At 37.7% G+C, this 25689-nt stretch carries 31 protein-coding genes; 3 read left to right on the top strand and 28 right to left on the bottom strand.

Annotated features, from left to right (window positions below):
- Positions 1 to 31: 31 nt before the first annotated feature.
- On the bottom strand, positions 32 to 658 hold the full coding sequence (locus AC25Y1_RS10375) for a TVP38/TMEM64 family protein (protein ID WP_488147909.1): 627 nt from the start codon (positions 656 to 658) through the stop codon (positions 32 to 34).
- 133 nt (positions 659 to 791) lie between these two features.
- Here AC25Y1_RS10375 and AC25Y1_RS10380 point away from each other — a divergent pair, with 133 nt between their 5' ends.
- The gene (locus AC25Y1_RS10380) at positions 792 to 1514 is read left to right on the top strand and encodes an AzlC family ABC transporter permease (RefSeq protein WP_488147910.1); all 723 of its coding nucleotides are present in this window, start codon (positions 792 to 794) and stop codon (positions 1512 to 1514) included.
- 1 nt (position 1515) lies between these two features.
- Entirely contained in the window at positions 1516 to 1824 is a 309-nt protein-coding gene (locus tag AC25Y1_RS10385; protein ID WP_488147911.1) for an AzlD domain-containing protein, read from the top strand.
- A gap of 197 nt (positions 1825 to 2021) precedes the next feature.
- On the opposite strand, the gene AC25Y1_RS10390 is transcribed toward AC25Y1_RS10385, so the two are convergent.
- The 20 genes from AC25Y1_RS10390 to AC25Y1_RS10485 all read right to left on the bottom strand — a co-directional run bounded on the left by AC25Y1_RS10390 (position 2022) and on the right by AC25Y1_RS10485 (position 18798).
- Complete coding sequence (locus AC25Y1_RS10390) at positions 2022 to 2273, bottom strand: CsbA family protein (RefSeq protein WP_488147912.1); 252 nt, start codon at positions 2271 to 2273, stop codon at positions 2022 to 2024.
- A 37-nt stretch (positions 2274 to 2310) separates the two neighbouring features.
- The gene (locus AC25Y1_RS10395) at positions 2311 to 3480 is read right to left on the bottom strand and encodes a PDZ domain-containing protein (RefSeq protein ID WP_488147913.1); all 1170 of its coding nucleotides are present in this window, start codon (positions 3478 to 3480) and stop codon (positions 2311 to 2313) included.
- A gap of 163 nt (positions 3481 to 3643) precedes the next feature.
- Positions 3644 to 5032 carry a S41 family peptidase gene (locus AC25Y1_RS10400; protein WP_488147914.1) on the bottom strand — a complete coding sequence of 463 codons (1389 nt, stop codon included), beginning with the start codon at positions 5030 to 5032 and terminating at the stop codon, positions 3644 to 3646.
- 106 nt (positions 5033 to 5138) lie between these two features.
- On the bottom strand, positions 5139 to 5720 hold the full coding sequence (locus AC25Y1_RS10405; RefSeq protein ID WP_488147915.1) for a peroxiredoxin family protein: 582 nt from the start codon (positions 5718 to 5720) through the stop codon (positions 5139 to 5141).
- Positions 5721 to 5722: 2 nt separating this feature from the next.
- On the bottom strand, positions 5723 to 6349 hold the full coding sequence (locus AC25Y1_RS10410) for a hypothetical protein (protein ID WP_488147916.1): 627 nt from the start codon (positions 6347 to 6349) through the stop codon (positions 5723 to 5725).
- A 112-nt stretch (positions 6350 to 6461) separates the two neighbouring features.
- Positions 6462 to 7838 carry a murein hydrolase activator EnvC family protein gene (locus AC25Y1_RS10415; protein WP_488147917.1) on the bottom strand — a complete coding sequence of 459 codons (1377 nt, stop codon included), beginning with the start codon at positions 7836 to 7838 and terminating at the stop codon, positions 6462 to 6464.
- Positions 7839 to 7885: 47 nt separating this feature from the next.
- On the bottom strand, positions 7886 to 8770 hold the full coding sequence (ftsX, locus tag AC25Y1_RS10420; RefSeq protein WP_488147918.1) for a permease-like cell division protein FtsX: 885 nt from the start codon (positions 8768 to 8770) through the stop codon (positions 7886 to 7888).
- Positions 8760 to 9446: a cell division ATP-binding protein FtsE gene (ftsE, locus tag AC25Y1_RS10425; protein WP_488147919.1), complete on the bottom strand. Its 687-nt coding sequence runs from the start codon at positions 9444 to 9446 to the stop codon at positions 8760 to 8762. The genes ftsX and ftsE overlap by 11 nt, the downstream gene beginning before the upstream one ends.
- Before the next feature lie 188 nt (positions 9447 to 9634).
- Positions 9635 to 9967, bottom strand: a complete 333-nt coding sequence (cccB, locus tag AC25Y1_RS10430; RefSeq protein WP_488147920.1) for a cytochrome c551 — start codon at positions 9965 to 9967, stop codon at positions 9635 to 9637.
- A gap of 292 nt (positions 9968 to 10259) precedes the next feature.
- Positions 10260 to 11361 (bottom strand): peptide chain release factor 2 gene (prfB, locus tag AC25Y1_RS10435; protein ID WP_488148086.1). Its coding sequence is split into 2 segments (ribosomal slippage): positions 10260 to 11288 and positions 11290 to 11361, totalling 1101 coding nucleotides; the frame shifts between segments, so codons are not numbered across the junction.
- Between the two features lie 36 nt (positions 11362 to 11397).
- Positions 11398 to 13905 (bottom strand): preprotein translocase subunit SecA, encoded by a 2508-nt coding sequence (secA, locus tag AC25Y1_RS10440; protein ID WP_488147921.1) that lies wholly within the window; start codon positions 13903 to 13905, stop codon positions 11398 to 11400.
- 163 nt (positions 13906 to 14068) lie between these two features.
- Complete coding sequence (gene hpf / locus AC25Y1_RS10445; protein WP_488147922.1) at positions 14069 to 14635, bottom strand: ribosome hibernation-promoting factor, HPF/YfiA family; 567 nt, start codon at positions 14633 to 14635, stop codon at positions 14069 to 14071.
- Between the two features lie 454 nt (positions 14636 to 15089).
- Complete coding sequence (locus AC25Y1_RS10450) at positions 15090 to 15551, bottom strand: ComF family protein (RefSeq protein WP_488147923.1); 462 nt, start codon at positions 15549 to 15551, stop codon at positions 15090 to 15092.
- Positions 15552 to 15700: 149 nt separating this feature from the next.
- Positions 15701 to 16663, bottom strand: coding sequence for a helicase-related protein (locus AC25Y1_RS10455; RefSeq protein WP_488147924.1), 963 nt, complete (start codon positions 16661 to 16663; stop codon positions 15701 to 15703).
- 35 nt (positions 16664 to 16698) lie between these two features.
- Positions 16699 to 17052 carry a YhjD family protein gene (locus AC25Y1_RS10460; protein WP_488147925.1) on the bottom strand — a complete coding sequence of 118 codons (354 nt, stop codon included), beginning with the start codon at positions 17050 to 17052 and terminating at the stop codon, positions 16699 to 16701.
- A 5-nt stretch (positions 17053 to 17057) separates the two neighbouring features.
- Positions 17058 to 17279: a hypothetical protein gene (locus tag AC25Y1_RS10465; RefSeq protein WP_488147926.1), complete on the bottom strand. Its 222-nt coding sequence runs from the start codon at positions 17277 to 17279 to the stop codon at positions 17058 to 17060.
- Between the two features lie 72 nt (positions 17280 to 17351).
- Positions 17352 to 18158 carry a MarR family transcriptional regulator gene (locus AC25Y1_RS10470; RefSeq protein WP_488147927.1) on the bottom strand — a complete coding sequence of 269 codons (807 nt, stop codon included), beginning with the start codon at positions 18156 to 18158 and terminating at the stop codon, positions 17352 to 17354.
- 30 nt (positions 18159 to 18188) lie between these two features.
- Positions 18189 to 18329, bottom strand: a complete 141-nt coding sequence (locus AC25Y1_RS10475; RefSeq protein ID WP_488147928.1) for a hypothetical protein — start codon at positions 18327 to 18329, stop codon at positions 18189 to 18191.
- A 33-nt stretch (positions 18330 to 18362) separates the two neighbouring features.
- Positions 18363 to 18515, bottom strand: a complete 153-nt coding sequence (locus tag AC25Y1_RS10480; protein WP_488147929.1) for a hypothetical protein — start codon at positions 18513 to 18515, stop codon at positions 18363 to 18365.
- Positions 18516 to 18549: 34 nt separating this feature from the next.
- A complete protein-coding gene (locus tag AC25Y1_RS10485) occupies positions 18550 to 18798 on the bottom strand; it encodes a hypothetical protein (RefSeq protein WP_488147930.1) in 249 nt (82 codons plus the stop codon).
- 170 nt (positions 18799 to 18968) lie between these two features.
- Here AC25Y1_RS10485 and AC25Y1_RS10490 point away from each other — a divergent pair, with 170 nt between their 5' ends.
- A complete protein-coding gene (locus AC25Y1_RS10490) occupies positions 18969 to 19166 on the top strand; it encodes a helix-turn-helix domain-containing protein (protein ID WP_488147931.1) in 198 nt (65 codons plus the stop codon).
- A gap of 48 nt (positions 19167 to 19214) precedes the next feature.
- Here the strand turns inward: AC25Y1_RS10490 and AC25Y1_RS10495 are convergent, their stop codons facing one another.
- From AC25Y1_RS10495 to AC25Y1_RS10525, 7 genes are all read right to left on the bottom strand, one after another.
- Positions 19215 to 19535 carry a hypothetical protein gene (locus AC25Y1_RS10495; protein WP_488147932.1) on the bottom strand — a complete coding sequence of 107 codons (321 nt, stop codon included), beginning with the start codon at positions 19533 to 19535 and terminating at the stop codon, positions 19215 to 19217.
- Positions 19536 to 19709: 174 nt separating this feature from the next.
- A complete protein-coding gene (locus AC25Y1_RS10500) occupies positions 19710 to 20594 on the bottom strand; it encodes a peptidoglycan DD-metalloendopeptidase family protein (protein WP_488147933.1) in 885 nt (294 codons plus the stop codon).
- A 53-nt stretch (positions 20595 to 20647) separates the two neighbouring features.
- On the bottom strand, positions 20648 to 21046 hold the full coding sequence (locus AC25Y1_RS10505) for a phage holin family protein (RefSeq protein ID WP_488147934.1): 399 nt from the start codon (positions 21044 to 21046) through the stop codon (positions 20648 to 20650).
- Between the two features lie 39 nt (positions 21047 to 21085).
- Entirely contained in the window at positions 21086 to 21319 is a 234-nt protein-coding gene (locus AC25Y1_RS10510; protein WP_488147935.1) for a hypothetical protein, read from the bottom strand.
- Positions 21294 to 21479: a hypothetical protein gene (locus AC25Y1_RS10515; RefSeq protein WP_488147936.1), complete on the bottom strand. Its 186-nt coding sequence runs from the start codon at positions 21477 to 21479 to the stop codon at positions 21294 to 21296. The genes AC25Y1_RS10510 and AC25Y1_RS10515 overlap by 26 nt, the downstream gene beginning before the upstream one ends.
- 1 nt (position 21480) lies before the next feature.
- A complete protein-coding gene (locus AC25Y1_RS10520) occupies positions 21481 to 23673 on the bottom strand; it encodes a phage tail spike protein (RefSeq protein WP_488147937.1) in 2193 nt (730 codons plus the stop codon).
- Positions 23674 to 23784: 111 nt separating this feature from the next.
- Complete coding sequence (locus AC25Y1_RS10525; RefSeq protein WP_488147938.1) at positions 23785 to 25680, bottom strand: hypothetical protein; 1896 nt, start codon at positions 25678 to 25680, stop codon at positions 23785 to 23787.
- Positions 25681 to 25689: the final 9 nt, after the last annotated feature.

Genomic DNA, 25689 nt, shown 5'->3' on the forward strand with positions numbered 1-25689 from the left:
AAAGGAGCTGCAGGTACTATTATAATCAGGTCTAACTCTTTTTCTTATTTTCTTCTGCTATCTTTCGAAAATCCGCATCTACTTTTTGCGTTAAACGATGTTCTAGTCTTTTTCCAACCAACCATAGTAAAAAAACAATGAACACCACGACTGCAGTTCGAATCGGTTGTGTAAGTAATGCTTTTAGATCGTATCCTATAAAACTAACAGTACAAATCATGACTAGTTTACCAGCCATTAATGTAAGAAAATAATGTGTTTTTTTAATTCCTGATAATCCCGCAACTAGGTTCACTAATGCAGAAGGCGTGAATGGAAAACATATAAACAAAAACAAAGGACCAAATCCATTGCGGTTCACCCACTGAATTAGCTTTTGAACTCTTTTTCCTTTTGTTATAAAACGAAAAACACGTGCGTTTCCATATTTTCGAATCAACAAAAATACGGCATATGAGCCTGCAGTCGTTCCTACCCAAGACAATATTATTCCGTATCCTAATCCAAAAGCACTTGCATTTGCAAAAACGAATACAAATAAAGGCAAGAAAGGTAGAAATGATTCGATAAACGGAAACAGAATTCCGATTAATGGTCCTAAGGCTCTATATTGATGAGATAACTCAATAATTTTATCAACATCTAACCACTCATTCACCCAAATCACCCTCGCTACGTCTCACGACTTATAATGACAAGTATACCCAATAAACTAATATTATCACCTATTCCATTAGTTTTACATGAAAGTATAGTATAATCAGACAAACAATAATGAAAGATGTGACAAAATGGAGAATAATACGTTTTTATCTGGCGTAAAAGCCGGCATGAGTATTGCAATTGGCTATTTTCCCGTTGCGCTGACTTTTGGGTTACTTGCAAAAACTGCTGGACTCTCAATGATGGAAGCGATGGCAATGAGTGTCTTTGTATATGCCGGTGCTTCACAATACATAGCACTGAGTCTCATCGCAGATGCAGTTAACCCCATGCTAATTGTCATGAATACATTTGTCGTGAACATTCGACATTTTCTCATGACCGCCTCATTAAATGAAAAGTTGGAATCTGAAAAACGTTGGATTAAAGCCATCTATTCATTCTGGATAACAGATGAGTCTTTTTCGATGTTAGCCACTAGTAAAAACAATAAAATTACGACAGCATTTACATTTGGCGTCACAATCATTGCCTACGCAAGTTGGGTGTTCTTTACAGCAGTCGGACATGTTGTCGGTGCAAACTTACCACTTTTCTTACAAGCTGCAATGTCGATCGCTCTTTTCGCCATGTTTGTTGGATTACTTGTCCCCTCAATGAAAGGTAATAGAAAAGTAGTCATGTTGGCGAGTATCGCTGCGATTATTCATTGTTTCTTTTACTTTACAGGACTTTTATCGACAGGTTGGGCAATTCTAGTTTCAACATTAGTTTCATCAATTTTAGTCGAAATTATTTATAAAAAGCGAAGAAAAACGCCTGATATGGTTTACACAAGGGAGGAATCGTAAAATGGGACCAACTTATTGGTGGATGCTTTTCGGCATGGCGCTAGTTACATATATTCCGAGAATGATTCCATTAACGTTTCTGGAGGGCAAAGAATTACCGCCTATCGTTTCAGGTGTCCTACGTAATATTCCCTATGCCGTGCTCGGCGCTTTGATTTTTCCAGGGATCTTATTTGTACAAGAAGGAAATATATTGTTTGGGATTATCGGCGCTGGGGCGGCGTTCTTAATCGCAATAATAGGCGGCGGTGTCATGTCTGTCGTCCTAGGAACAATAGGCATCCTTGCTGTTTATAGTTTATTTATGTAAAAACCAGACTGCTCCCTGCAGTCTGGTTTTTGGTTGCATAAATTTCTATTTTCAAAACGGTCAATCGATTTTTTCTTTCCCACACCAATACTCTAGACGCTAGGCGCAGATCCCGTCTGGACATACTTTTTGCTCCACTACTCTCTAATAAATAAAAAAGTATGAGATAAAATTATCCTCATACTTTTTCCGAAAGATTATTCAATATCTAAATGTTTACGCGCTCGCTTTACCATTCGGCTTGCATACCAAAAACCGATTGTTAGCGACAGTGCGTCTACAGTATATAATATCCAATTATGCGTATAACCCGCGTAAACAGAAGCCGCGATTAAACCAGCTGTTAATAAAAGCCCAACAACGTGGTGAAATGTAATACGTGTAAATAAAACAACAAGTAAACCAGGCATGAAAGCTGCGAGAATAAATTTTGTTAGAAAAGAATCCATTAAAAACAACAACCTTCCTTAACCCAAACAGTCCTTCTTACTGTATCACCAATATTCCAAGGCGATGATGATCATGACGATAAATAACCTGTTGCATCAGCCTTACCTCACCATCACGTCCAAGAACTTGTAACCGACAATGCGCAGCATTAATTTGAATCGCATCGTATAATTCACGTTCATTTTTCACTTCAAGACCGTTGACTGTCCGAATACACTCTCCCGGAAGTAACCCCATCTTATCGCTCGGTGAATTTGGTAACACACCTGCAATGACAACACCAGACGACCGCGGGGCCACTGCAAATGCTGCATTTCGCTCAAGAATCGAAACAACAATAGAAATCCCCATTCGCCCTATAACACCAGTTATTAAGGCGATGACACCTAATATTGGAACCCAAATCGCGCCAACGCCTAAAGCAAGTACAACAAGGCCTAATCCAATCACACGTCGGCCAATTTTCGGGAAAATGATTTCCGGATATGTCGATTTAATTACTTGAGAAAACCCAATAATTAGTGGAACAGGGATAAATGCAAATGCATTTTGTCCAAGTGTGAATTGTGGCCAATAAGGTAAATAAGCACTGATTAAGTCACCTGGAACGATAAATATTACCGGCAATAGCCAAAGGCGCTTTGCCTTAAAAACGGAAGCATGTAGACCTCTTTTTGTCTTTTTCAAAAATGGAGATGCATCCCTCTCTCCAAATCGACCAACCAGAAACCCTTCAGTAACGAGTAATAATCCTGCAATGATTGCAACTGTTATGACCATTTCTCCGTATAAATCAATATGCGATAAAGACCATCCTTGAAATGTGAATTCACTTGCATATCGTTGCATGAAATAAACTGTAAAATAGGCGACTGCAACAAAATAAATAGGCGACATTATTTTATAATAAAAAGAGATTAATCCAATAAACGCTGCAACACAGAACAAAGCAAGCCACTCAATTTCTACTATTAATCCTACACCGGAAATGAGAACTGACAAAATAATCGCATAAGGCCATGACTCAGATAATAGACGCTTTAAATCAGTAAGTCCAGGCATCAAACGGACTCTGAAGCTACGTCGCTCCCTTTTTACACGAAAATAGCCTAAGAACACAGCTGCAATTAGTGTGGCCACAAATAGCGGATTGAGAAAAAATAAAGATGCAGCTTTTAATACTTCTACGATCACATCTTGCATCATGAACCAACACCATCCTATTCCTTACAACACTATTTCTATCTATTGTAACAAATCAGTAGCCTAATAGGCGAATCCTTTTTAATTCTTTACAGAAATTTATGGATGAAAATTTTAAAAAGCTGCTAACGAATACAATCCGTCAACAGCTTGAGCGTCACATATATCATTTTTCGGCTAAAAGATGTAGTAAATAATCGAGTCCCATTTGCAATTGGTCGTCATTCTCACGATTTTCACGATACTTCTCAATCTCTTTTTGTAGTTCGGTAAAAAAGTAGCGATCCATTTTTCCGGATATGGGTACTTTAGAATCTTCTTGGAACCCTTTAACTGCCTCAGTTGTTTTATCATCGAAATAGCCGTCTTCTCTGCCTATATTATAGCCAAGTCCGGTGAGTAACTTTTGGCTGTAAGCAATATCTTCTGCATAATCACCTTCATTGTATTCTGCAGAGACGATTCGAATATGCTCATCAAACAACTCATTTGGTCTAATTTCAAGATCAGCTTCTATACCTTTTCCATGAATCCATTGCTCTTTCGGTGTTAACCATTTTGCAGTTGATAATTTCACTTTTCCGCCATTAGTCAAATCCTTTGTATCCTGAACTGTCCCTTTACCAAAACTTTCTGTACCAGCTATAGATGCCCTGCGCAAATCTTTTAATGCACCGGCCAACATTTCACTAGCAGAAGCACTCCCTTTATCTTGTAGTAAGACAATTGGTACTTTTTTCAACTGGCCATTAAATGTTAAATCTTCTTCGGGACCCGCGACGAGTGGTGTTAATGCACCATTCGCATCTTGTAAATATGCATAGACAGTATCCTCTTGAAGTAAACTGGACAAAATTGTCCCAACGCTGCGTAAATATCCGCCTGGATTACCTCTAACATCAATTACAAATGCCTCAGCACCATCAGCTAGCAGGTTTTCAGTTGCAATCGACCATTCCTTAGCCGTTTCGCTTCCGAACGTTGTAATCGATATGTAACCGACTTTTTGTTCTTTCACCTCAAACATATCGCCACTGACAGTAGTAATAGGGATTCTATCACGGATCACCGAAATTTCTAGATGCTTATTTAGTTCAGGTCTATAAATTGTCATTGTAACAGCTGTTCCTTTTTTACCGCGAATTTTATTCACGACATCTTCTAAACTACCTCCATCAATTGGTTCACCATCAATTCTTATGATTTCATCATAAGGTCGTAAACCAGCTTTTTCAGCAGGTGAAGATTTAATTGGCGCAACAATAATAAATTTTCCGTTAGATCGTGTAATTTCCGCACCAATTCCTATTCGTTCACCTGCAAGTGATTCTTCATGTGCAGCAGCTTCTTCCTCTGATAAATAAGTCGAATATGGATCACCGATAACTTCAGTCATCCCTCTAAGTGCTCCCTCTATCAGAAGTTCTCCTTCGACAGGGTAAACCCCTTCATCCTGAATAATATTAAAGGCTTCATCGATGACATCAAAAGTAGTGACCAGACGGGCTTCCTCTTTACCTTTATCGAAAATCAATACAATTGATGCTGCAATCACTACTAGTAGTATTAAAAATAAAAACCAGCTTCTTCGCAGTATGCTCCCTCCTCCGTTTACTATATGAACGGAAAATTGACATTACAACTACAGAAACTGGTTAAATTCATTTTAAGTTATCTACGAGCTCTTCCATCATCTTTTCATCCATGGGTCCGACAAATTTATGAGCAATTTCACCGTTAGTGCCCAATATATATGTCGTTGGAATCGTGAATACTTCATACATTTTCTCTACTTTCCCATCTTCGTCTAGTGGTATGGGAAAAGTTAATTCATATTCCTTGATAAATTCTTCAATCCCATCAAGCCCTCTTCTTTCAGTAGCTGTCATGTTCACAGCAACGATTTCAACATTTTCTAATTCTTTATTTTTCTTGTAATAATTTTCCATATGTGGCATTTCGGCTTTACAAGGACCGCACCAAGAAGCCCAGAAATTTAAAACAACTTTTTTCCCTTTTAAATCCTCCAGATTGATCGTGTCACCCGACATTGTTGAAAGCGTAAAATCTGGCGGTAAATTACCTTTATCAAGACCTACTTTTTTAACCGAACCATCCGCCATTTCACCGAATTCAGATTCATTATTTTCGGCATTTTTTTCTATCGTCGATTTTACAGTTAGTACAATCATTGATCCGATAACCAATATCGCAATAAGGTAACTGATTGTTTTTCTATTCAACTTTATCCCTCCAATTTATCAAAGAAAATTACAAACACGGTCACAATTATTGTTGTGAAAAATGAGTCATTCATATAACTCGAAGGTTGAAATAGTACAGTGAAAAAATGACTACTTGCATATAGTAAAACAAATTGATTGAAATCTTTTTCCATTTTAATCATAAAAACCCAGAAGAATAAAAGAATTAATGTAAACATGATAATTGTTACGTACTCAGCATTCTGTGGTCCCTCATTTAATAGCACCATCGCAAGTTGAAAAACTGACTGCACTGTTACATATCCTAAAAATAATGCTTGCTTCTCAAATTTATGCATACCATTCTTCTTTAATTCAATTATTATAGTTATCAAGCCGGCAATGATACCTAAATAAAATCCAATTTGGCCACCGTTAAAATAAATGATTGATAATGGCGATTTAATGACATTTGTAAAATCTGTTAAAATCACACTTAGTTTCCAAACGAGGATAAAATAAAACATCGAATCCAATAACACGCCTGAAATACGTTTTCCGAATCGGAATCGAATGATTACATATGTTAGCACAAAGGCGAGTAGGAGTGAGACCCACGAAGATGGAACTGTTGTATTCCCAATGATATAGAACTGGTTTACTTGCATGAAGTTGTATCTCCTTGATCAATAAATTCCTATTAAGCTTATCGAAAACTATATGACTATGCTAGAATTTTGCCCAAAAGAAAAACCCTCACAATAGAGGGTTTTTAATTTATTAAAATGATATATAGTTTCTTGGGTTGACAGCTGAATTTCCGTAACCTGACCATCCGCCAATATGGAATTCAAAATGAAGATGTGGTCCAGATGATCTTCCTGTATTCCCCATTCTACCAATCACTTGTCCTTTAGAAACAACTTGTCCAGAACTCACATTTGAACTATTGAGATGTGCATACAATGTTGTGTAAATTTTACCATTTACTGAGTGTTTAATCATCACAATGTTTCCGTAAGTTCCAATAACACCAGTACGTTGAACAACTCCGTGTCCTGCTGCTACTACAGGTGTTCCAATCGAATTTGCAACATCAATGCCGCGATGGTTTGACGATGCAAAACCGATATCACGATATCCGAATTCAGAAGATACATAACCTGCTGCTGGCCTTGTCCAATCTCCAGATGAAACAGGTGGTGGTGTAACTGCTGGTGGATTGGCCGTTGGTGGAGTTGGTGTTGGTGTTGTATTTCCTCCACTTTTCTTTGCAGATGCTTTACGAGCCGCTTCTTCGGCAGCTGCCGCTGCTGCTGCTTTTTTCTGTGCTTCTGCTTCAGCTTGCTTTCTAGCGATTTCGGCCTGACGTGCAAGCTCAGCAATTCGATCTTCTTCAGCAGCAATTTCTCTCTCAATTTCTGTACTGACTTCATGTGCTTCATGATAATCTTCTTCTAACTTCTTCTTTTCTTTATTCAATTTCTTTTGTTCTACTTCAAGTTCTTTCACAAGTTCAGCTTTTTCTTTTTTCTGAGCGTCTAATGATGCTTTTAAGTTAGACAGTTCTTCTCTTCTTTGTTCTTGTTCATTAAGTTTTTGTTCAACGAGTTTTTTCTCATCTTCTAGTTGTTGTTTATCTTCGCTTTGTTGTTTCATAATGTTACGATCCGCTTCCATTAAAGTATTAACCGCAGAGAAACGATCAATGAAATCTGAAAAGCTATTTGCCCCTAACAATACATCTAAATAGTTTACTTTACCGCCTGTTACCTGCAGTGCACGAAGTCGATCACGCAAAACTAGGTCACGCTCTTCAATTCTTTTTTCTAGTTCAGCAATTGAGTCTTGTAGCTTATTAATTTCTTCTGTAGTTTCAGCAATTTCTTCTTCAACACGTTCAATATCTGCATTCGTTTTATTTACTTTTTCTGTCAACTCATTGATTTGGCCTTGAATCGATTTAACTTTCGCTTCAACGCTGCTAATTTCAGAGTCTTTTACTTTAATATCTGAGTTAATCTCATTTTTTTTCTGATCCAAATTTTGTTTTTCTAACTTCATCTCGTTTAAAGAACTAGCTACAACTGTTGAACTCTCAATTATTGGTGATAAAAATAATAATGCAACTAAAAACGGTAGCATCCATTTCGACATTCTCAACTGGTAATTCCCCTTTCGAATCCACTATCTCTTTTTTACTATCAAACTCTCAAAAATTTACGAACTGACATAAAACTACCCCAAATACCAATAAAAACGCCTAATCCAAGAATTAATGCATTTAATTGATAGATAAAAGGTGTTACCTCAAGTAATTTAAATAATTCTCCTTCAATTCTCGGTTCGAGAATATCGTAAAGATTAAAATAGGCAACTGTTAGAAGTATCATCGGTAGGAGCGACCCTAAAATACCAAGCCATACGCCTTCTAATACCAATGGAATTCTTACAAAGTTATTTGTCGCACCAACAAGTTTCATAATCTCTATTTCATTTCTTCGCGCAGTAATGGTGATACGAATCGTGTTTGAGATTAAAAACATTGCTGTAAATAACAGCGCAACAATTAGACCGATTCCAACATTTCGGCCTGAATTAAGAAAGCCAAATAACTTTTCTACTTTTCCTTCACCGTAAATTACTTCATTCGTGTTTTCGTAGGAATCAATTACTTTTGCAATTTCAGCTGTTTGCTGTGGATCGACTGCCTTTAGATAAAATACATGTCTTAGTGGATTATCTTGTTTAAATAAACTAAGTTCATCCCCTAAATCTTTAATCACTTTGTTTAGTTCTTGTTCATTCGAGGAAAACGTTAAATCGTATATCCCGTCAGTACCTGCCATTTTCTCTTCTAATTCCGCAACAGCATTTTCGTCTGCTGTTAATTCAACCATTACTTTTATCTCAACATCTTTTTCAATGTTATCTGCAATTTTATTTAAATTCATCATGATGACGATAAAAACGCCAACTAGTAAGAGAGTTACTGTAACTGCGCTTACCGAAGCAAATGTCATCCAAGCGTTTCGTCCTAGGCTTTTAAAACTCCCACTAAAATGCCGGCTAAATGTTCTAAATTTCATAGCCGTATGCACCTCCGTGTTCATCACGAGCAATAAGCCCGCCTTCAATCGCAATCACTCTATGTTTCATTGTATTAACGATTTCCTTGTTATGCGTAGCCATTATAATAGTAGTTCCTCTTGCATTGATCCGTTCAAAAATATTCATTATTTCATATGAAGTTTCAGGGTCAAGGTTTCCTGTGGGTTCATCTGCAATAACTAGATGAGGAACATTCACAATCGACCTGGCAATTGCAACACGCTGTTGTTCGCCGCCTGATAATTCTGCCGGGAACATCCTTGCTTTATGTGATAATCCGACTAATTCAAGAACGTCGGTTACTTTTTTCCTGATCCGAGCAGGAGTTTCCTCGATTACTTCCAGGGCAAATGCAACATTTTCATACACATTAAGTTTTGGTAGTAACTTAAAGTCTTGAAAAACGACACCAATCCTTCTTCTTAAATAAGGTACTTTTCTTTTCTTTAAGTTTGCTAGATTAATACCGTCTATTATAATATCACCACTTGTTGGTGACTCTTCACAATACATCATTTTGATAAAAGTTGATTTACCAGCACCGCTGGGACCAACTACATAAACAAATTCACCACGGTTAATTTTTATATTGATGCCATTTGATGCGACGACACCATTAGAATACTTTTTATAGACATCTTTCATTACAATCATTCTAAAACCACCTGAATCTCTATTAATTAGATTTTCTTCAACAATAATAGTATAGCATGTATTTTCAGTTGAATTATTACAGTTATGTTTCATTTTATTGTAGTTTAATGTTGAACTTGGACCTTACTACCTAATTTTTTGTAACAAAAAACACCAAAGGAGTATTTCCTTGGTGTTTTTTGTTTATCTTATTTTTTTTCTGCAAGCCATTTTGCAACTGCATCGGCTTCTTCGCCTTGAATAATGTTTCCTGGCATTCCGCCTTGACCGTTAATAATAACATCATGGATTTCAGCCTCTGAAAGTTGTGAACCTACATTATTTAATGCAGGTGTACCTCCTGCGCCTTCAAGATTACCACCATGACATGTGATACATTTATTATTGACGATTTTCTCAGCATCTACGCTAGCTGTTTCGCCGCCTGTATTTGCACCATCATCTTTCGTCTCATCCCCGCCGCCACATGCGCCAAGAACAAGAATTGATGCAAATATTGCGCCTAAAAGTTTTTTCTTCATATTGTCGCCTCCTTTGGTGTTGTAGTTTGTTACAAAGGAATAAAAGTATGCATTCCTCTTATTCATTATACCAAAAGCAATGGCTTTTAATCTTTTTTCGGTCAATTCAAAATCGCCAAAAGACCAGTAAAAGCTAATGATGGCAATATTTCACATCATATATCACGTATTTGTGAACTAAGCTTTTTCGCTGCTTTCTTGCTCCTAGCTTATTTGTCTCACAAATCTTTCAAATCTTGCTATTCAGCCATCTGTATTCTATATATACAGTTTTCAATATCGTTAAACATTTTTAAGAAATTTGTGAACGTAAGTAAGCATTTATGAAAGGATCAAGATCGCCGTCCATAACAGCTCCTACATTCCCAGTTTCCGCATCTGTTCGGTGATCTTTTACCATCGAATAGGGATGGAAAACATATGACCGGATTTGACTTCCCCATCCAATCTCTTTTTGTTCACCACGAATTTCAAGTAGGCGTGCGCGTTCTTCTTCCACTTTAATTTGATACAGTTTAGATTTCAATAAGTTCATTGCACGTTCTCGGTTCTTGATTTGTGAACGTTCAGTTTGACAGGTCACAATTGCGCCTGTTGGTAGATGGGTGATTCGCACAGCTGAGTCAGTTACGTTAACGTGCTGCCCACCTGCGCCACTTGAGCGGTATGTGTCTATCTTTAAATCTTCAGTACGAATCTCAATATCAATATCACCGTCAAATTCTGGCATAACCTCACATGAAACAAACGAAGTATGTCGACGACCGGAAGAGTCAAATGGTGATATGCGTACAAGTCGATGTACACCTTTTTCCGCTTTCAGATAGCCGTATGCGTTATGGCCGTGTATTGAAAGTGTGACAGACTTAACCCCTGCTTCATCACCAGCTTGATAGTCTAACGTTTCAACTTTGAATTTATGCTGTTCTGCCCAACGCGTATACATGCGTAAGATCATTGAAGCCCAGTCTTGCGATTCTGTTCCACCCGCACCTGAATGCAGTTCTAAAACAGCATTGTGACGGTCAAACTCGCCACTTAGGAGCATTTGTAATTCGAATGATTCAAGTTTCTGTTGAAATACTTTTAACTCACTGCTTAATTCCTCTTGAAGCTCTTCATCGAATTCTTCTCGTAATAATTCAAGCGTCATTTCAAGGTTTTCTTGCACATCTGTCAGTTCTGTATACTCTTCGACAACATCTTTTAAAGCATTGGATTCAGTAATGACTTTTTGAGCGGATTCTTGATTATCCCAAAATCCTGGCTCCGCCATTCTTTCATCTAGTTCTTGTATTCGAGCCTCTTTGTTTTCTAAGTCAAAGAGACCCCCTAAAGTCGACTAATTTCTTAGCTGTAGTGTCAAGCTCATTACGCACATCTGATAATTCCATCATAAAATATTCCTCCTGAAATAGGTTGCCAGTCGCTTAGTTACGACCATGGCACTGCTTAAATTTCTTACCACTGCCGCATGGGCATGGTTCGTTACGTCCAACACTTACTGTACGACGTACCGGTTTTTTCTTCACAGGTTCACCTTCGTCATCCGGTTTCACTGCGTGGCCTTTTACAACCTCTTCACGCTCTAAATTATTGCGAATTTCTGCTTTCATTGCAAATCTTGCGGCATCGCCTTCAATTGCTAAAACCATATCCTCAAACATCGCAAATCCTTCACTTTGATACTCGCGAAGTGGATCTGACTGACCATATGCTCTCAGGTGAATGCCGTGTCGTAATTGTTCCATTGCGTCAATATGATCCATCCACTTCGTATCGATTGCTCGAAGTAAAATGACCTTTTCAAATTCCCGCATGCGTTCTTCTGACATTTCTTCTTCTTTTTCATCGTAGCGTGCAAAGACAGCCTCTCGAATAAACGTTTTTAGTTCTTCAGCCGTCTTCCCTTCTAAATCAGTTTTCTTTAACTGACCTTCTGGAAGTAAATTTGCACCTATGAAGTCTTCAAAACCTTTCAAATTCCAATCTGCTGGATCTTCCCCAGTTGTATAAACATCAACTGAACGATCAATCACATCAGTTAACATCGTTTCAACGATGCCACGAATATTATCTGTTTCAAGAACTTCATTACGTTCTTTATAAATAATTTCACGTTGTTGACGAAGAACATCGTCATATTGAAGGAGACGTTTTCGCGCATCAAAGTTGTTCCCTTCAACACGTCTTTGTGCCGACTCCACAGAACGTGATACCATTTTCGACTGTATTGGTGTTGTATCATCCATACCAAGTCTTGCCATCATCGATTTCATTTGTTCTGAGCCAAAACGGCGCATTAACTCATCTTCCAGTGACAAGTAAAATTGAGTTACCCCTGGATCACCTTGACGACCAGAACGACCACGTAACTGATTGTCGATTCTTCGTGATTCATGTCTTTCAGTCCCGAGAACCGCTAATCCGCCAACTTCAATGACACCTTCACCTAATTTAATATCCGTTCCACGACCGGCCATATTCGTAGCAATCGTGACCGATCCTTTATGACCAGCCTCTTGAATAATTTCTGCTTCACGACCATGGTTCTTCGCATTTAAAACATTATGTTTTACGCCGAGTTTCTTTAAGTAATTCGAAATAATTTCAGAAGTCTCAATTGCGACAGTTCCCACCAGAACAGGTTGACCTTTTTCATGGCGTTCTTTAATTTCTTCTGCAACTGCTTTAAATTTACCATCCATTGATGAATAAATTAAATCTGCGCGGTCATCTCGAGTAATTGGACGATTTGTTGGAATTTCAATAACATTCATATTGTAAATATTACGGAATTCCTCTTCTTCTGTTTTAGCTGTTCCCGTCATTCCGGAAAGCTTATCATACATTCTAAAGAAGTTTTGGAACGTAATTGTTGCGAGTGTCATGGATTCGTTTTGAACTTCTAATCCTTCTTTTGCTTCAATGGCTTGGTGTAGCCCATCACTATAGCGACGACCTTTCATTAGACGCCCTGTAAAGGAGTCTACGATCACGACGCTGCCTTCTTCAACAACATAGTCAATATCTACATGCATACTAATATGTGCTTTAAGTGCTTGGTTTATCCCATGAAGAAGTGTCACATTTTCTAAATCAAATAGATTACTTATACTGAAAGCCGCTTCAGCTTTTTCGACGCCTTTTTCAGTTAACACGACACCTTTTGTTGATTCATCGAAAGAATAGTCTTCATCCACTTTCATCGTAGACACAAACATGTTCGCCAATCTGTATAAATCAGCAGCTTTTGCAGCTTGACCGGAAATGATTAGTGGTGTTCGTGCTTCATCGATTAAGATGGAGTCAACTTCATCTATAACACCGAAGTTGAGTGGACGCTGTACTCTCTGATTAGTATAAAGCACCATATTGTCACGTAAATAATCAAATCCAAGTTCATTATTCGTACTATATGTTACATCTGCTTCGTAAGCTTCTCGCTTTTCTTCCTTTGACATACTATTTAAGTTTAAGCCAACTGATAACCCAAGAAACTCGTATAGTTCACCCATTTCCTCAGCATCACGACTGGCCAAGTACTCGTTTACTGTAACAACATGTACGCCCTTACCCTCAAGTGCATTCAAATATACGGCAAGTGTTGAAGTTAATGTTTTCCCTTCACCAGTTTTCATTTCTGCAATATTACCTTCATGTAGAGCAGCAGCACCGATCAATTGCACACGGAATGGATACATCCCAAGAACACGACGTGATGCTTCGCGGACAACAGCAAATGCCTCTACCTGTAAATCATCGAGGGATTCACCATTGGCGACGCGCTCTTTAAACACTTCAGTTTTTCCTGTTAACGCTTCATCTGATAACTGTTCCATGTCTGTAGCCAAAGCTTCAACCTGATCAGCAATCTTTTCAAGCTTTTTTAAATCCCTTTTATTCGAATCAAATATTTTACTTAATACACTTAGCAATTAGGTCACATCCTCATTTAGTTCACGCTTCATTTTAACATTGCAAAATGCCCTGTGCAAATGTCCTAACAAGTTATTTTGTATATATATAATTTGAGTATACGCAGTTTATCATAGAAAACCCTCCAAGTGCACTCACACTTGGAGGATTGTAGGGTACTTTTTAGTTTGTTTCGATTAAACCGTACTTTCCATCTTTTCTTTTATAGACAATACTTGTTTCATCTGAATCGGCATCTGTGAAGATAAAGAAACTATGTCCCAGCATATTCATTTGCAGAATAGCCTCTTCTTCATCCATCGGTTTCAAGTCGAAACGTTTTGTCCGAACTACAGAAAACTCATCGTCATCTTCAAGATCTTGTGGAGTTTCATTCGCTTTGCTTTTATTAACTGAGGCGAAGAAAGCTGCAACGCCTTCTCTTTCTCGAAATTTACGATTCACTCTCGTTTTATATTTTCGAATTTGACGTTCAAGCTTATCGACGATTAAATCGATTGCTGCATACAAATCATCATGTCTTTCCTCAGCTCGAAGTGTTAAATTCTTCATTGGAATAGTTATTTCTACTTTCGTTTGTTTGTCATTGTACACTTTGAGATTCACGTTTGCAGGCGCGTTCGCACCATTTGTAAAATACCTTTCGAGCTTTGTTACTTTGTTTTCTACATGATCGCGAATCGCTGGAGTCACCTCTATATTCTCGCCGCGGATGTTAAAGTTTAGCATATGAACTCCTCCTTTAATTAAACACTACTGTATACTTCTATACGTTCCCTCAATAGTCCTTTTAAAACCCTTAAAAAAATAAATATTTTTGGTGGATTATGTCGAAACAATGACAGTCAAGGTTTCTCAGAATACTTAATGGAGAAATATTTAAACTTTGTAATTCGGGAGTATTCGTTACCAACTGCCGATTGTTATTCACGCCTTCTCCATCCCTCCAATCTGCAGCGATGGTTCTCGCTTTTTTCTATCCTCATAAAATTCATGTAAGCAATAGGCCTTTGACGTGCTTTACATCGTATTCCTGTTCAATGGTGATTAGTAGTCTATTAATTAGACAATATACTTATTCATCTGTTTACATCAAGTCTCTTTTATAAGCATATATGTCCCTTAACTTAAAACTACCACATTTCTGACTGTTTGAATAGTTAGACGCCTATCTTTAAAAAAATTAATCGTTTAATCGAGCATGGATTAGTGCGACACCTTCCACATCTTTAGCACCTGCTTGCATAAGAACATGCGCTGCATGGCGAAGGGTAGTACCCGTCGTATAAATATCATCCACAAGCGTATAGGATTCATTTTTAATCACTGCATTCGGTTGAAGTTTGAATAAGGGTGCGAGTGCTAGCCGTTCTATTCTAGATTTCTCTCCCATCGTTTCGTCATCTTTTTTCTCAAGTACATTACTATACGTAATTTGCACACAATTTAGTAATTCTACAACATGTGAAAACGTGCGGACCAATTTTCTATTAGGGTGCATAGGAATTGGTATGATATTCGGTTTAGATTTTAAAGCATTTTGCAAATCATGACTAAACACTTTTGCTAAAGCTACGTCCTGTAAAAATTTAAACTGATGCAAGCACTCTCTCATTGCTTCATTATATTCATATAGTGCGGTCACTTTTTTTAGCGTTATGTCTTCTATCTTTTTGGTAGATTTTTTAAAAGTTAATCTACATTCCGTGCAAATGGGAGATTGTGTTTCCAAAGTCAATAGTGATTTCCACGAGGGTCCCATTGATAATAACCTTTCACAAATCAGACATTCACTCATTTATTAACACCTGCTTTATTCAAACGATGAATTTCTCGTCTTGCATCATCCATCGCATGTGAAATTCCATGGTGAAATAGAACGAAATCTCCCGTTGGATAAGTTGAGGATCTACCCACTCGGCCGCCTATTTGCACAAGCGCTCCAGAATTAAAAATCGTCTGTTCTGCACCAACAACAGCAACTTGTACATTTGGAATTGTAATGCCACGTTCGAGGATTGTCGTTGTCAATAATCCTGGCACCTTATTGTCTCTCAGGTTTTGCACATACTCTTTTCTATTTTCATGGGATGCATGAACAGCTTGGATTCTATCATCTAACATTTGAATTAGCGGTAATGCCTCTTCCATCAATTTAATATTGTGGAAGAATATCAGAAACCGTTCTTTTTCTACTAAACGATTTCTTGTCCATTTTACCAATTTTGACGGTAGCTTTTTCTTTCTAATCTTCTCTGCGTAACTCCATAAGGCATCATAGCGTGGTACGGGAAGTGAATAGCCATGATACCGTCGATTGATTGTTGAAACAGCGCCATTTTTCTTCATGTCTAGCACCAGTTTTTTGGATGGAGTAGCAGTTACTGAGTGAATTGGTGTATTGGGCTTAGCAGCCTTCATAACAGCTTTACGAAGCGTAGCCTCCGCTGTATAAGGAAAAGCATCTGCTTCATCTACGAAAATAACATCAAACGCTTGATGGAATCGATATAGTTGGTGTGTTGTTGCTAAAATTAATTGGCAAAGGTCGTTCGTGATCGTTGCGCCTCCGTATAATGCCGCGATTTTTGTAGTTGGAAATGCCTCGCGAAGACGTGGTTCGAGTTCTAAGACAACATCTACTCTAGGTGCAGCAATACACACACGCTTACCTTCTTGTAAAAGTTTGTAAATCGGTTCGAAGAGGATTTCAGTTTTCCCCGCACCACAAGCGACTAGGAATAACGACAGAAACATTATTAATATAAAAAAGAGAGCCTAATCGCTCTCTTTTAAATTTGAAACTTATTAAGATACTCACTCATTATTTCTTCAGTACGATCTTTTAATTGACCACTTGAAAACTTCTTGCGTTCCTCAAATCTAATTCCAGAATATATATATTCAGTAAACTCTTTATCGCTTCTATACTTTATTAGTTTCATATTATTTCGCATTAAATAGATGTTCGACTTTTTCAATTCGGATCGTGCATGTTTAATGGCCTGGTCAATCATCTTAGAATATGGTCGCTTAAATTTAAGTTGTGTCTCTTCTATAGTAAGTAAATCTTTTTCAAGGATTATGATTAACATCGGCAAATAAATGGCATTCGTGAAATGTGGTAAAGCTTCTTCTGGAATCAACTAGATCACCTTTTTTTAATCTTAATTCTTCGTTTTATTGACATTGTCGCAAAGGAGTCCCTATCGCACGTTGTGCAATATGTATTTGCCGTTACGTACCCTTTATGACTGTGTTTATTAATCGGTGTGAGCATACTTTTGAAAATTAGATTTTCCTTGCATTCAGCACAGATGGTTTCTTCAACACTTTTTTTAATACTTTCTTCTTCAGCTATTAATTCCAACATTGTTATCCCCCCTATCTGAAATGATTATTCGACATTAATTTTAGTTATCCTTTATTTTTGAAATAAATATATTTACCACTCCAACCAATTATCAAGTTTACTATTATTCTTACGATATATTTGAGCACTGGTATCCATAGCTGCAGAATATAAGACTGCAAATAGATTACGAACCTTGCCACGTTTGTAAGCATTGATTACAGACAGCACCGCATCAGTAAACAGTCTTTCATGCGCTTCGAACACGATTGACTTATCTATCTTCGCTTTACCTCTCAATAGCGTCCCGTACGCTTCATACAGGTCGTCCAAGTTTAGATATGGAGATAGCAAGTCATAAAGATACGTCGGCATCTTATCACGTAAACCACGCTTAATATCTGCAGTCACTGTTGGTAAATCCTTGACCACTTCTGTTTTATCCACAAAATCTATGTTTCTAGTATCGTTAGTATTAATAAAAGATTTTTGAGTATTAATAAGAGCTTCTTTGTCGGGACATGCTGTCGGGACATTGTTGTTTTCAATAGGTTTAACAGGAACGAATACAATAGCATCTGCCGCACGTCTTTTGTCTCCATTGTGTCGTTTTAATGCGTATTGCTTAATGATGCCTAAATCTTCAAGATGCTTACATGCACGTGTAACAGTCTTTCTGCTGATACCTAACTCATCGGCAATTTTATTTTTACTACGATATGAAACACCAGGATACTTACACGAATAACGGTGCAACACGTCCAGCACTTCCTTTGTGGATGGAGTAAGTTGATCCGCGTAAAGTTCGCGTACTTGTATCGTATTTTTGTTAAGTTCGTCTACTGAGTCGAATTGTTGTAATTTCATGTATGTTGATTCTGTATTTAGTAGTGTGGACATGTTGTCACCTCGCTTTCTAATCAAGAATATTTATTGTGGACGAATAATCACATAGTCACGATCATCCAATTCAACTTCATCAACGTCGTTCACATATTCACCATCATCTAGTTTGACTACTGCAAATCGTGGCATTTTCTTCAATTCTTCAATTAATTCGTAGACCTTCATTTCTTTTCACCTCACTTTCGTTTGCAAATATAATTATTTAATCTTTATCAATTCTTTGACGTCCTGTATTTCATATGGCCTTCCTGTAACGGGAACGATTAAAAAGTTGTTATTTTTTCCTTTGTAATAAGTTTGTATTTTCACGTCTTTTGTTTCACCGTTTAAAAAGAAAAATCTTACATCCATTTCTCTCACCTCGCTTTCATTCCTGGTTGATTATTTAAAGTGCTGAATGCCGTTTTATAAAATTGTTCAATTTCGTTAAATATCCTTTTGTTTCACGTCTTGTCATTCCAAACAAGTCTTCTTCATTTCCTCCATCAAGAATAATTTCAAATGAAACTATTTCATCTTTCACATTTTCCATTAAATCTTCCTTAGTTTTTACGCCATCAAAATAAACTCCCATGAAGCCTTTCGATGACTTGCATTTTGTTTCTAACTCTTTAAATAATTTTTCTAATGTCATTTCAATTCCACCTTCTTCCACATATACGCTTATACACATATTCGCTTATCTGTATACATTATAATATACGAGTATACGTATAGTCAAGTATTATTTATATTATATTGCGTATAAGCGTATAATCTGATATATTTTTAATAAGGAATTAATATGAGAGTGGGTGATTTGAAGTGAGGATAAAATTAAAAGAAATAATGGAAGTGCGAGGAATTACTCAATTGAAGTTGTCTGAAATGACGGGAATACGACAAGCAGCAATAAGTGAGATTGTCAATAATCGAAGAGACACAATTAATAAATCACACCTAGAAACAATTTGTAAGGCGTTAGAAATCACTGACTTCAATGAAATACTGGAATGGAATTAAAAATAGGCAAATAAAAAAAGGCAACTGCTCATTAAGAGTAGTCGCCTTTTACTTTTTTCTGCAAGTTAAAGCTTGCCCACTTAAAACAAAAAGCATGCCAAGCGGTGAAATTTTCGACATTTGAGTTACAAAAACGTTTGCAGTTTCCGGATTTCTGAATTTATAAACCCGTAATTTCTTTTCCACTCTAAAACCGACGCCTTCTTTATGTACCAAATATATATGTATTTTCGGACGCTTACCTTTTTCTATATTTCTACCCATAAACAAAATGCCTGAATCTGGTTTAGTCGTGCTCATTACTATGGTTAATATTTTCATTTGGTCAGATATCATCTCTTGAACTAATTTTCCATTACCAGTTATCACCATTACACTTCCTTTCAAACTAATAACTTCGTGATTTTATTATATAACACAAAAAAGGCGACCGCTCAAATTAATGAGTAGTCGCTTTTTACGAATGATCTCTGTTGCTAATTTAGGGAATATCTACATATTAATATATTTTTCACGCTAATGCAATACATTTTATTTTTAACATTACTTAATTATCGCTCCGGTACTAGGTGCAGCATAAATATTAACCGTTCCTAATTGAGATGTCTTAATCGTATAAACATTTTTCTGTGGATTGCCGATGATCGTATATGTGAGCCCACCAAACTTTTTAGGATTCAATCTAGTTTTTAAAGCGTTGGCCGCCACTGGTGTTTTATTTGTTGGATAAACACGCCATGCTGATGCAGTCTTTGGTAAATGGAGCGTCTTGCCTTTTGGTACAATCGGCTTTAATGCTTTTATTTTCTCAACGATTAATGTTTGTGTTGCCGGTCCCGCCAGTCCATCAATTGTTAATTTATGTTTACGCTGAAACGATTTAACGGCCGCATCCGATGCCGGGCCAAACTCATTATCAATCTTTAAATTTGCGCCAAGCCGATTTAATTTAGATTGCAAAGTTCCAACTCGCGGGCCATAGTCGCCAATTTGTGGAGCTGTCACATCACCTTTAATCCACATAAGAGGGTTAACTGCATTGGTATACTTGTTATTCCATCTCCCGTTGTGGACTTCAAAATGTAAATGTTGCCCTGTGGAACCGCCAGTAGTACCCATTGCTCCGATTGCCAAGCCCGCCTTTACCGTTTGGCCATTTCTCACAGCAATTGATTTAAGATGAGCATATACAGTTTCGTACGTTTTCCCGTTGATATTGTGGACAATCATAATTAAATTGCCATAAGTCCCGAATGTACCATCTTTTTGAACTCGTGATACAGTGCCATCTGCAACTGCGTAAATAGGCACTGTCCCGGATTTAGCGATATCGATACCCCAATGCATTGTAGATGGTTTACCGGTGATTGGGTGAGTTCTCATTCCAAATGGTGAAGTAATACGTCCTTCTGCTGGATTAATAAACATTTTTCTATCATCCTTTTCTATTCTTATTTTTGGTATTAAAAAAGAGCAACGATTTACTCGTCACTCTTCGACTTGCTGTTCAACGTTTCAACCGCTCGTTTCAATATGTCCGGCACTGGCAAACTCGTCTTACCCACAGTCTCGATAATGGACAGCAATTCATTTGCCAAATAAAAGAAGATGACCGCATCCCGAATCAGATGGCCATCTCCCAATACTGTATCTAACGCATGCGCAACTGTTACCAGTAGCAATATCATTACTTTTTTAGCAATGCCTTTGAAACCGATTTTGCTATTTAGCACCCCGTTATAACCTGCAACCAAAACACCCATGACATAATCAGCAATAATAAAGATAACTAAAACTTGTAGCAACACTGGCCACCCCCCGAATAAAAATGAGGTAGCCGCGCCACCTATTCCGATTAAAATTTTAAGCATGTTTTCCATTTGATTACCTCCTAATTTTTAATAAAACAAAAAGAACGCTTATTCAGCGCTCTCAACTTCCGATAGTAATTCCACCGCTTTAGCTCTCACAACACTCTGTAACGCTGCCTCTCCCTCATTACCTGTGTATTCGTCCACACTCAATTGCAACTGCATATTCAAGCTGTTTAAACGGTTCTCGCTGACAGCAGAAAAGTAAACTTGCACGAAATTTAACTCACCACCTTCACGGTTCATGACGACTCTTTCAATCATTATTTTCATTTTCTTCATTCCCTTCTAATTCGTCGATACGTTTTTCTAATCCACTGGCATATTCAATAACCGCTTGTTTTTCCTCTTGTTCATTCGCAAGCAACATTTCCAAACTAGCAATTCTTCTCGCCAATCGTGCCTGTACTTTTTGACCGTCATACGTTATTTGCGCTTTCATATTAAGTACCCCCAATGATTAACACGCTTACCACTACAGGAATAGTTGATGTAGTCGTTTTTGTGGCGATAACTCGTAAACTAACAGTTGATAATGAACCGTTTAAAAACTTATAATCAATCACGTTTGCAGTGAATTCTGCAGCACTACTATTTGCAAAAACACCCGCCACTATATTCATATCGGTAAATCCCGATACCGATAGCGCCATATCGTTAAACGGTACGGCATCGCCCTGTTGAGATATAGGCAAAGTCATTCTAAATGTTTCTGTGTATATTTTTCCGTGCGTTCGGACGCCCTCTTTTAAATTGTCGTTAGACGTGTATCCTGTGGAGTTACGCACTTCGCCCATATAAAACGAAGGCAAATATCTGTTAGGGCTTAACGTGTGTTTAATCGAGCCATTCTCCACAAATCGCAAGCTGCCGTTTACCATTTCGATGCGGTTAGTCGTCCCTGCGATAACACTCCCCGCAAATGTCCCTGTTGCCCCTTGTAAGGTTCCCGATATTATGGCGTTTTCAATTGTCGCATCAATGATCGTGGCATCGTTAATCTGTATACTTTCAAATATCGCACTGGAACCCGTAAATGTACCAGTGATGATTGCGTTTTCAGCGATGATGTTATTTGTCACGAGCGTCCCTTGCAGTACGGTTATTCCGTCCTTTGTACCCGTAACCGCATCTATCAACTCTTGAGCATCTTCAATTCTTTGCCCAGCATCGATTAAGTCGCCCTTCGTTTTTTCTATTGCTGTTTCTGCGGATTCTAAATCTATTATCAGCTGTTTAATATCACCTTCGAATTCTGATATACTTTGATTAACGGGCATCAAAGCATCGTCAATTTTAATTTTTGCGCCTAAAGGTGTTTCCGCTCCGATTTCAAATGCTTCAGTTGCGCTTGATTTTCTCCATCTAAAACCATCCCAAAACATCATAATGTTAGGACTTTTCGAACCGTCAATATACTTTTGCATCGGCTTGGGATTTGGTGGCGGTATCGTTAATATCGGAATCTTAGGCTCTGCAAATCCATCTGTATAAAGACGATTGCGTCGTTCTGCTTCGATGATACGCCGTTTAATCTCATCATCCATTTTATTGCGCGCTGCCTTCGCTTCGTCTTCTGTGTACTCTACATAGTCGCCTAACTCTACATACTTTTTCGAGTCATCCACAATATCGCGTCCCTGCCTGTGGATACGTGCTTCAAGATATAAAGGTGGATTAAAATACAATTCTTTAATTCGGATTGTATCTCCAAATCGAATTTTTTTATTTTCCAAGCCTGGCACGTTTTCCAAATCTGCAATATATGCTTCGTAACTCATAACCGCATTTTTAATCTTGTTAAGCTGAGCACGTACCAACTGTGTTAATCGCTCTTCTGTCATGTCCTCATCTTCGGTTGTTGGCTCATAAGTAGCGACGTTATTCTCACCATACTTGCCCCACAAAGACTTTGCTTCCATGTCCTCCACAAACACCTCTAAGCGAGTGCCGTCTTCACGTCTTGGTCCTAGTCCGATTAAGGCTGTGATAATGTCGCCAGTTTGTTCTCGTCTGTGGATACTGATTAAATCTTTTTTAAATTCGATTACACGACCACGCCATTGTCCGATTCGCGGTATTAAATCCACATATCGACCAGTAACCCTACTACCATCCGTTTCAATACGAAAATTTAACTCTAATTCAAACTCTCGGGCGATGCGTTTTAAGTAAACTAGTGGATTTGTATACTCTTCAAATTCGATTGATCGTACACCGCTAAAGTTAATTTCTCCCGCTTGCCATCCAGTCCCTGATAGTGACAAATTAGTATGTTGCTCAACGGTTAATGCTGCTGTTTTACCAGGGTTAATTACTTTGGACGTCGTCAAGTCAAGATAAGTCGCATAAGTAAAAACTTCAATGCGAAATGGTTTTTCATCGCGTATTTTAATCGCATCGACTATTCGCAATTCGATATAACCGTTGTCTTCATCGGGAATTATTACGTTGTTCGCTTTACCTAAATGCTCCGAATAGAGTTTATCTCCATGCGTAATAAAATCGAATGTCTCCAAGTTATCCGTTAACGATTTATCATGCTCATTCCAAATGATATCTTTTGCTGATATCCGACCAAGCACGTTGCCTGTTTTGCCGTCTGTAATGTGGATGGATGCTTTGCGTTTTCTCATTGATTCACCGCCTTTTTTGTAAAATAAAAAGAACGCCCGATTTGGACGTTCCTTGGTTAACTATTTAACTTTTCCTTACTCAACAGTTTGTTCCTAAGGCGACTTATCCCGTTATGATATCAATGAATACGTTATATTATTTAACGTCAAAAACTCATTGTCTGGAAGTGCACCAATAATATAAATACCGCCATCTGGTCGTATCTCTATTATTCCCGTACCTGTCTTTGTAACCGCCGGAATTATTATTCTCTTTTTGGGAGCTAAACTTAAAGGCACTGTTGCAATTTTTGTGCCTACGGCTGTTAATCCTAATTTTATTGCGCCTTGTAATTCCACGCTCGAACTAACCCTATAAGCCGATACGGGATAATAAATCGATGTATCAAAATTTACCCAGTCCGCAAGCAAAGTAACTGGTTGATTTACATAATCCCATACGCCATAAGAAAACGTCCTGTGCATTGTACCGATATCACTAGTTATAGCATCACCATTTTGACCCACCAATTTAGTAATATCACTACGACAACCGGGGGCATTTGCTGACACGTTCGACGTTAAATTAAATGGGAGTATTTCTGTATTTACACCTTTTAAATTAGTTCCGTAAATTTTCGTTAAATAAGGATTGTTACCGGATTTCCGTATTACGTAACCTAAATTATTACCGATATTTGTAGATGTTTTACAGTTACTAGCAAAGATATTTTTAACGTCTGCCGTCCCACTTATAATATTAACTACCCCCGAATTTACAGTCGGATGGTTATTATGGTGCATTATATCGTCGAGTATCAAATTCCCGATAACCGCTTCACCGTCTATCGATATAAGGTCGCCAAACTGAGTAGGCGCACTATCATTTTTGATACCCTTAATAGACAACGTATCGTATATACCATCCTTAACGAGGACTACTGGATAGTTTAGACTGTCCACATCGTTATATCTTTCCATATCACTAAATTTAATTCCGTTAAAAATACCTTTTCCTAATGTCGGCCAATAATTTAATATACGCACAAGGTAATACTGTGCATATCCTTTTATGTTGTTAACGGTCACGTTGGTTATCGGTAAATCATTGTTCGAATATATTCCCACAGCAATATGTGAAGATATTTCTCCTTTATCTAAAAATATATTCTCAATGACAACATCTTTGATTTCTGTGTCGGGCATACCTGTACTATATCCTTGCAAAGTACCGCCCGATGTTGACATAGCCACCATGTCATCGGATACATATCCGGACAAGTCCCTTATAGTGCCTTTCGAAGATGTTCCCGTCACACCATCGCCATTTTGACTCGCTAACGGTCTTTGATTAAACTTTAGACGTTCAAATTGAAAGTTTACACATGAAAAATGCGCAATCGCCCAAGCATTTGTTTTGTCAATATACCCGTCCAACACTTTTAAGTTATCCACCTTATAAAAGAACATCCCAAATCCGAAGTAGCCTGTAATTGCACCACCTGTGTAATTACGTATTTGATTATCTCCATTGCCGTACATTTCAAAGTGTTGAACTGTGATGTTTTTGTTGCCGTTTACCATATCGTCATTCATAAATACGTAGCAATTTGCACCATCTTTTAAATTGACTTTTGAGTCTTTCGTAAAATTAATTGTCGTATTATCTTTTAGACGAATTGGGGAACTAACGATGAAATCCCCGTTCAATAAAAAATTTCCGCCATTTGCAATAGTGTCGTTTATGATAGAGGTGTCATCTGTTGACGCGATATTTTTATTAATTACCGTCGCAATTTCCGCCAACTGTTTACTAACTCTTGTTAATTCTGGTGCATATTCCGCTTCTTTTTCGTCCAATCTTCGTTCGATTTCGGTATTTAAAACACCTTCATTAAAACTTCCATCAAGTATCTGTTCAGCTATTTCTTTAGCATCTGCTGCTTCATCTATCAAACTAGCAAAATCTGCACCCGTAGGTTTTTTGCCAGTTGAAAATCTATTCTTTAATATCTCTTTTTTAGACATTGAAAAACC

This window comes from Sporosarcina sp. Y1009 (genome assembly GCF_057669865.1).

Excerpts from the sequence above, each read along its gene's own strand:
- AC25Y1_RS10380 (WP_488147910.1), top strand. The coding sequence starts at position 792 with ATGGAGAATAATACGTTTTTATCTGGCGTAAAAGCCGGCATGAGTATT.
- AC25Y1_RS10385 (WP_488147911.1), top strand. The coding sequence starts at position 1,516 with ATGGGACCAACTTATTGGTGGATGCTTTTCGGCATGGCGCTAGTTACA.
- AC25Y1_RS10390 (WP_488147912.1), bottom strand. The coding sequence starts at position 2,273 with ATGGATTCTTTTCTAACAAAATTTATTCTCGCAGCTTTCATGCCTGGT.
- AC25Y1_RS10395 (WP_488147913.1), bottom strand. The coding sequence starts at position 3,480 with ATGATGCAAGATGTGATCGTAGAAGTATTAAAAGCTGCATCTTTATTT.
- AC25Y1_RS10410 (WP_488147916.1), bottom strand. The coding sequence starts at position 6,349 with ATGCAAGTAAACCAGTTCTATATCATTGGGAATACAACAGTTCCATCT.
- AC25Y1_RS10415 (WP_488147917.1), bottom strand. The coding sequence starts at position 7,838 with ATGTCGAAATGGATGCTACCGTTTTTAGTTGCATTATTATTTTTATCA.
- ftsX (WP_488147918.1), bottom strand. The coding sequence starts at position 8,770 with ATGAAATTTAGAACATTTAGCCGGCATTTTAGTGGGAGTTTTAAAAGC.
- ftsE (WP_488147919.1), bottom strand. The coding sequence starts at position 9,446 with ATGATTGTAATGAAAGATGTCTATAAAAAGTATTCTAATGGTGTCGTC.
- cccB (WP_488147920.1), bottom strand. The coding sequence starts at position 9,967 with ATGAAGAAAAAACTTTTAGGCGCAATATTTGCATCAATTCTTGTTCTT.
- hpf (WP_488147922.1), bottom strand. The coding sequence starts at position 14,635 with ATGCTAAACTTTAACATCCGCGGCGAGAATATAGAGGTGACTCCAGCG.
- AC25Y1_RS10455 (WP_488147924.1), bottom strand. The coding sequence starts at position 16,663 with ATGTTTCTGTCGTTATTCCTAGTCGCTTGTGGTGCGGGGAAAACTGAA.
- AC25Y1_RS10465 (WP_488147926.1), bottom strand. The coding sequence starts at position 17,279 with ATGTTGGAATTAATAGCTGAAGAAGAAAGTATTAAAAAAAGTGTTGAA.
- AC25Y1_RS10470 (WP_488147927.1), bottom strand. The coding sequence starts at position 18,158 with ATGTCCACACTACTAAATACAGAATCAACATACATGAAATTACAACAA.
- AC25Y1_RS10475 (WP_488147928.1), bottom strand. The coding sequence starts at position 18,329 with ATGAAGGTCTACGAATTAATTGAAGAATTGAAGAAAATGCCACGATTT.
- AC25Y1_RS10480 (WP_488147929.1), bottom strand. The coding sequence starts at position 18,515 with ATGGATGTAAGATTTTTCTTTTTAAACGGTGAAACAAAAGACGTGAAA.
- AC25Y1_RS10485 (WP_488147930.1), bottom strand. The coding sequence starts at position 18,798 with ATGACATTAGAAAAATTATTTAAAGAGTTAGAAACAAAATGCAAGTCA.
- AC25Y1_RS10500 (WP_488147933.1), bottom strand. The coding sequence starts at position 20,594 with ATGTTTATTAATCCAGCAGAAGGACGTATTACTTCACCATTTGGAATG.
- AC25Y1_RS10505 (WP_488147934.1), bottom strand. The coding sequence starts at position 21,046 with ATGGAAAACATGCTTAAAATTTTAATCGGAATAGGTGGCGCGGCTACC.
- AC25Y1_RS10510 (WP_488147935.1), bottom strand. The coding sequence starts at position 21,319 with ATGAAGAAAATGAAAATAATGATTGAAAGAGTCGTCATGAACCGTGAA.
- AC25Y1_RS10515 (WP_488147936.1), bottom strand. The coding sequence starts at position 21,479 with ATGAAAGCGCAAATAACGTATGACGGTCAAAAAGTACAGGCACGATTG.
- AC25Y1_RS10520 (WP_488147937.1), bottom strand. The coding sequence starts at position 23,673 with ATGAGAAAACGCAAAGCATCCATCCACATTACAGACGGCAAAACAGGC.
- AC25Y1_RS10525 (WP_488147938.1), bottom strand. The coding sequence starts at position 25,680 with ATGTCTAAAAAAGAGATATTAAAGAATAGATTTTCAACTGGCAAAAAA.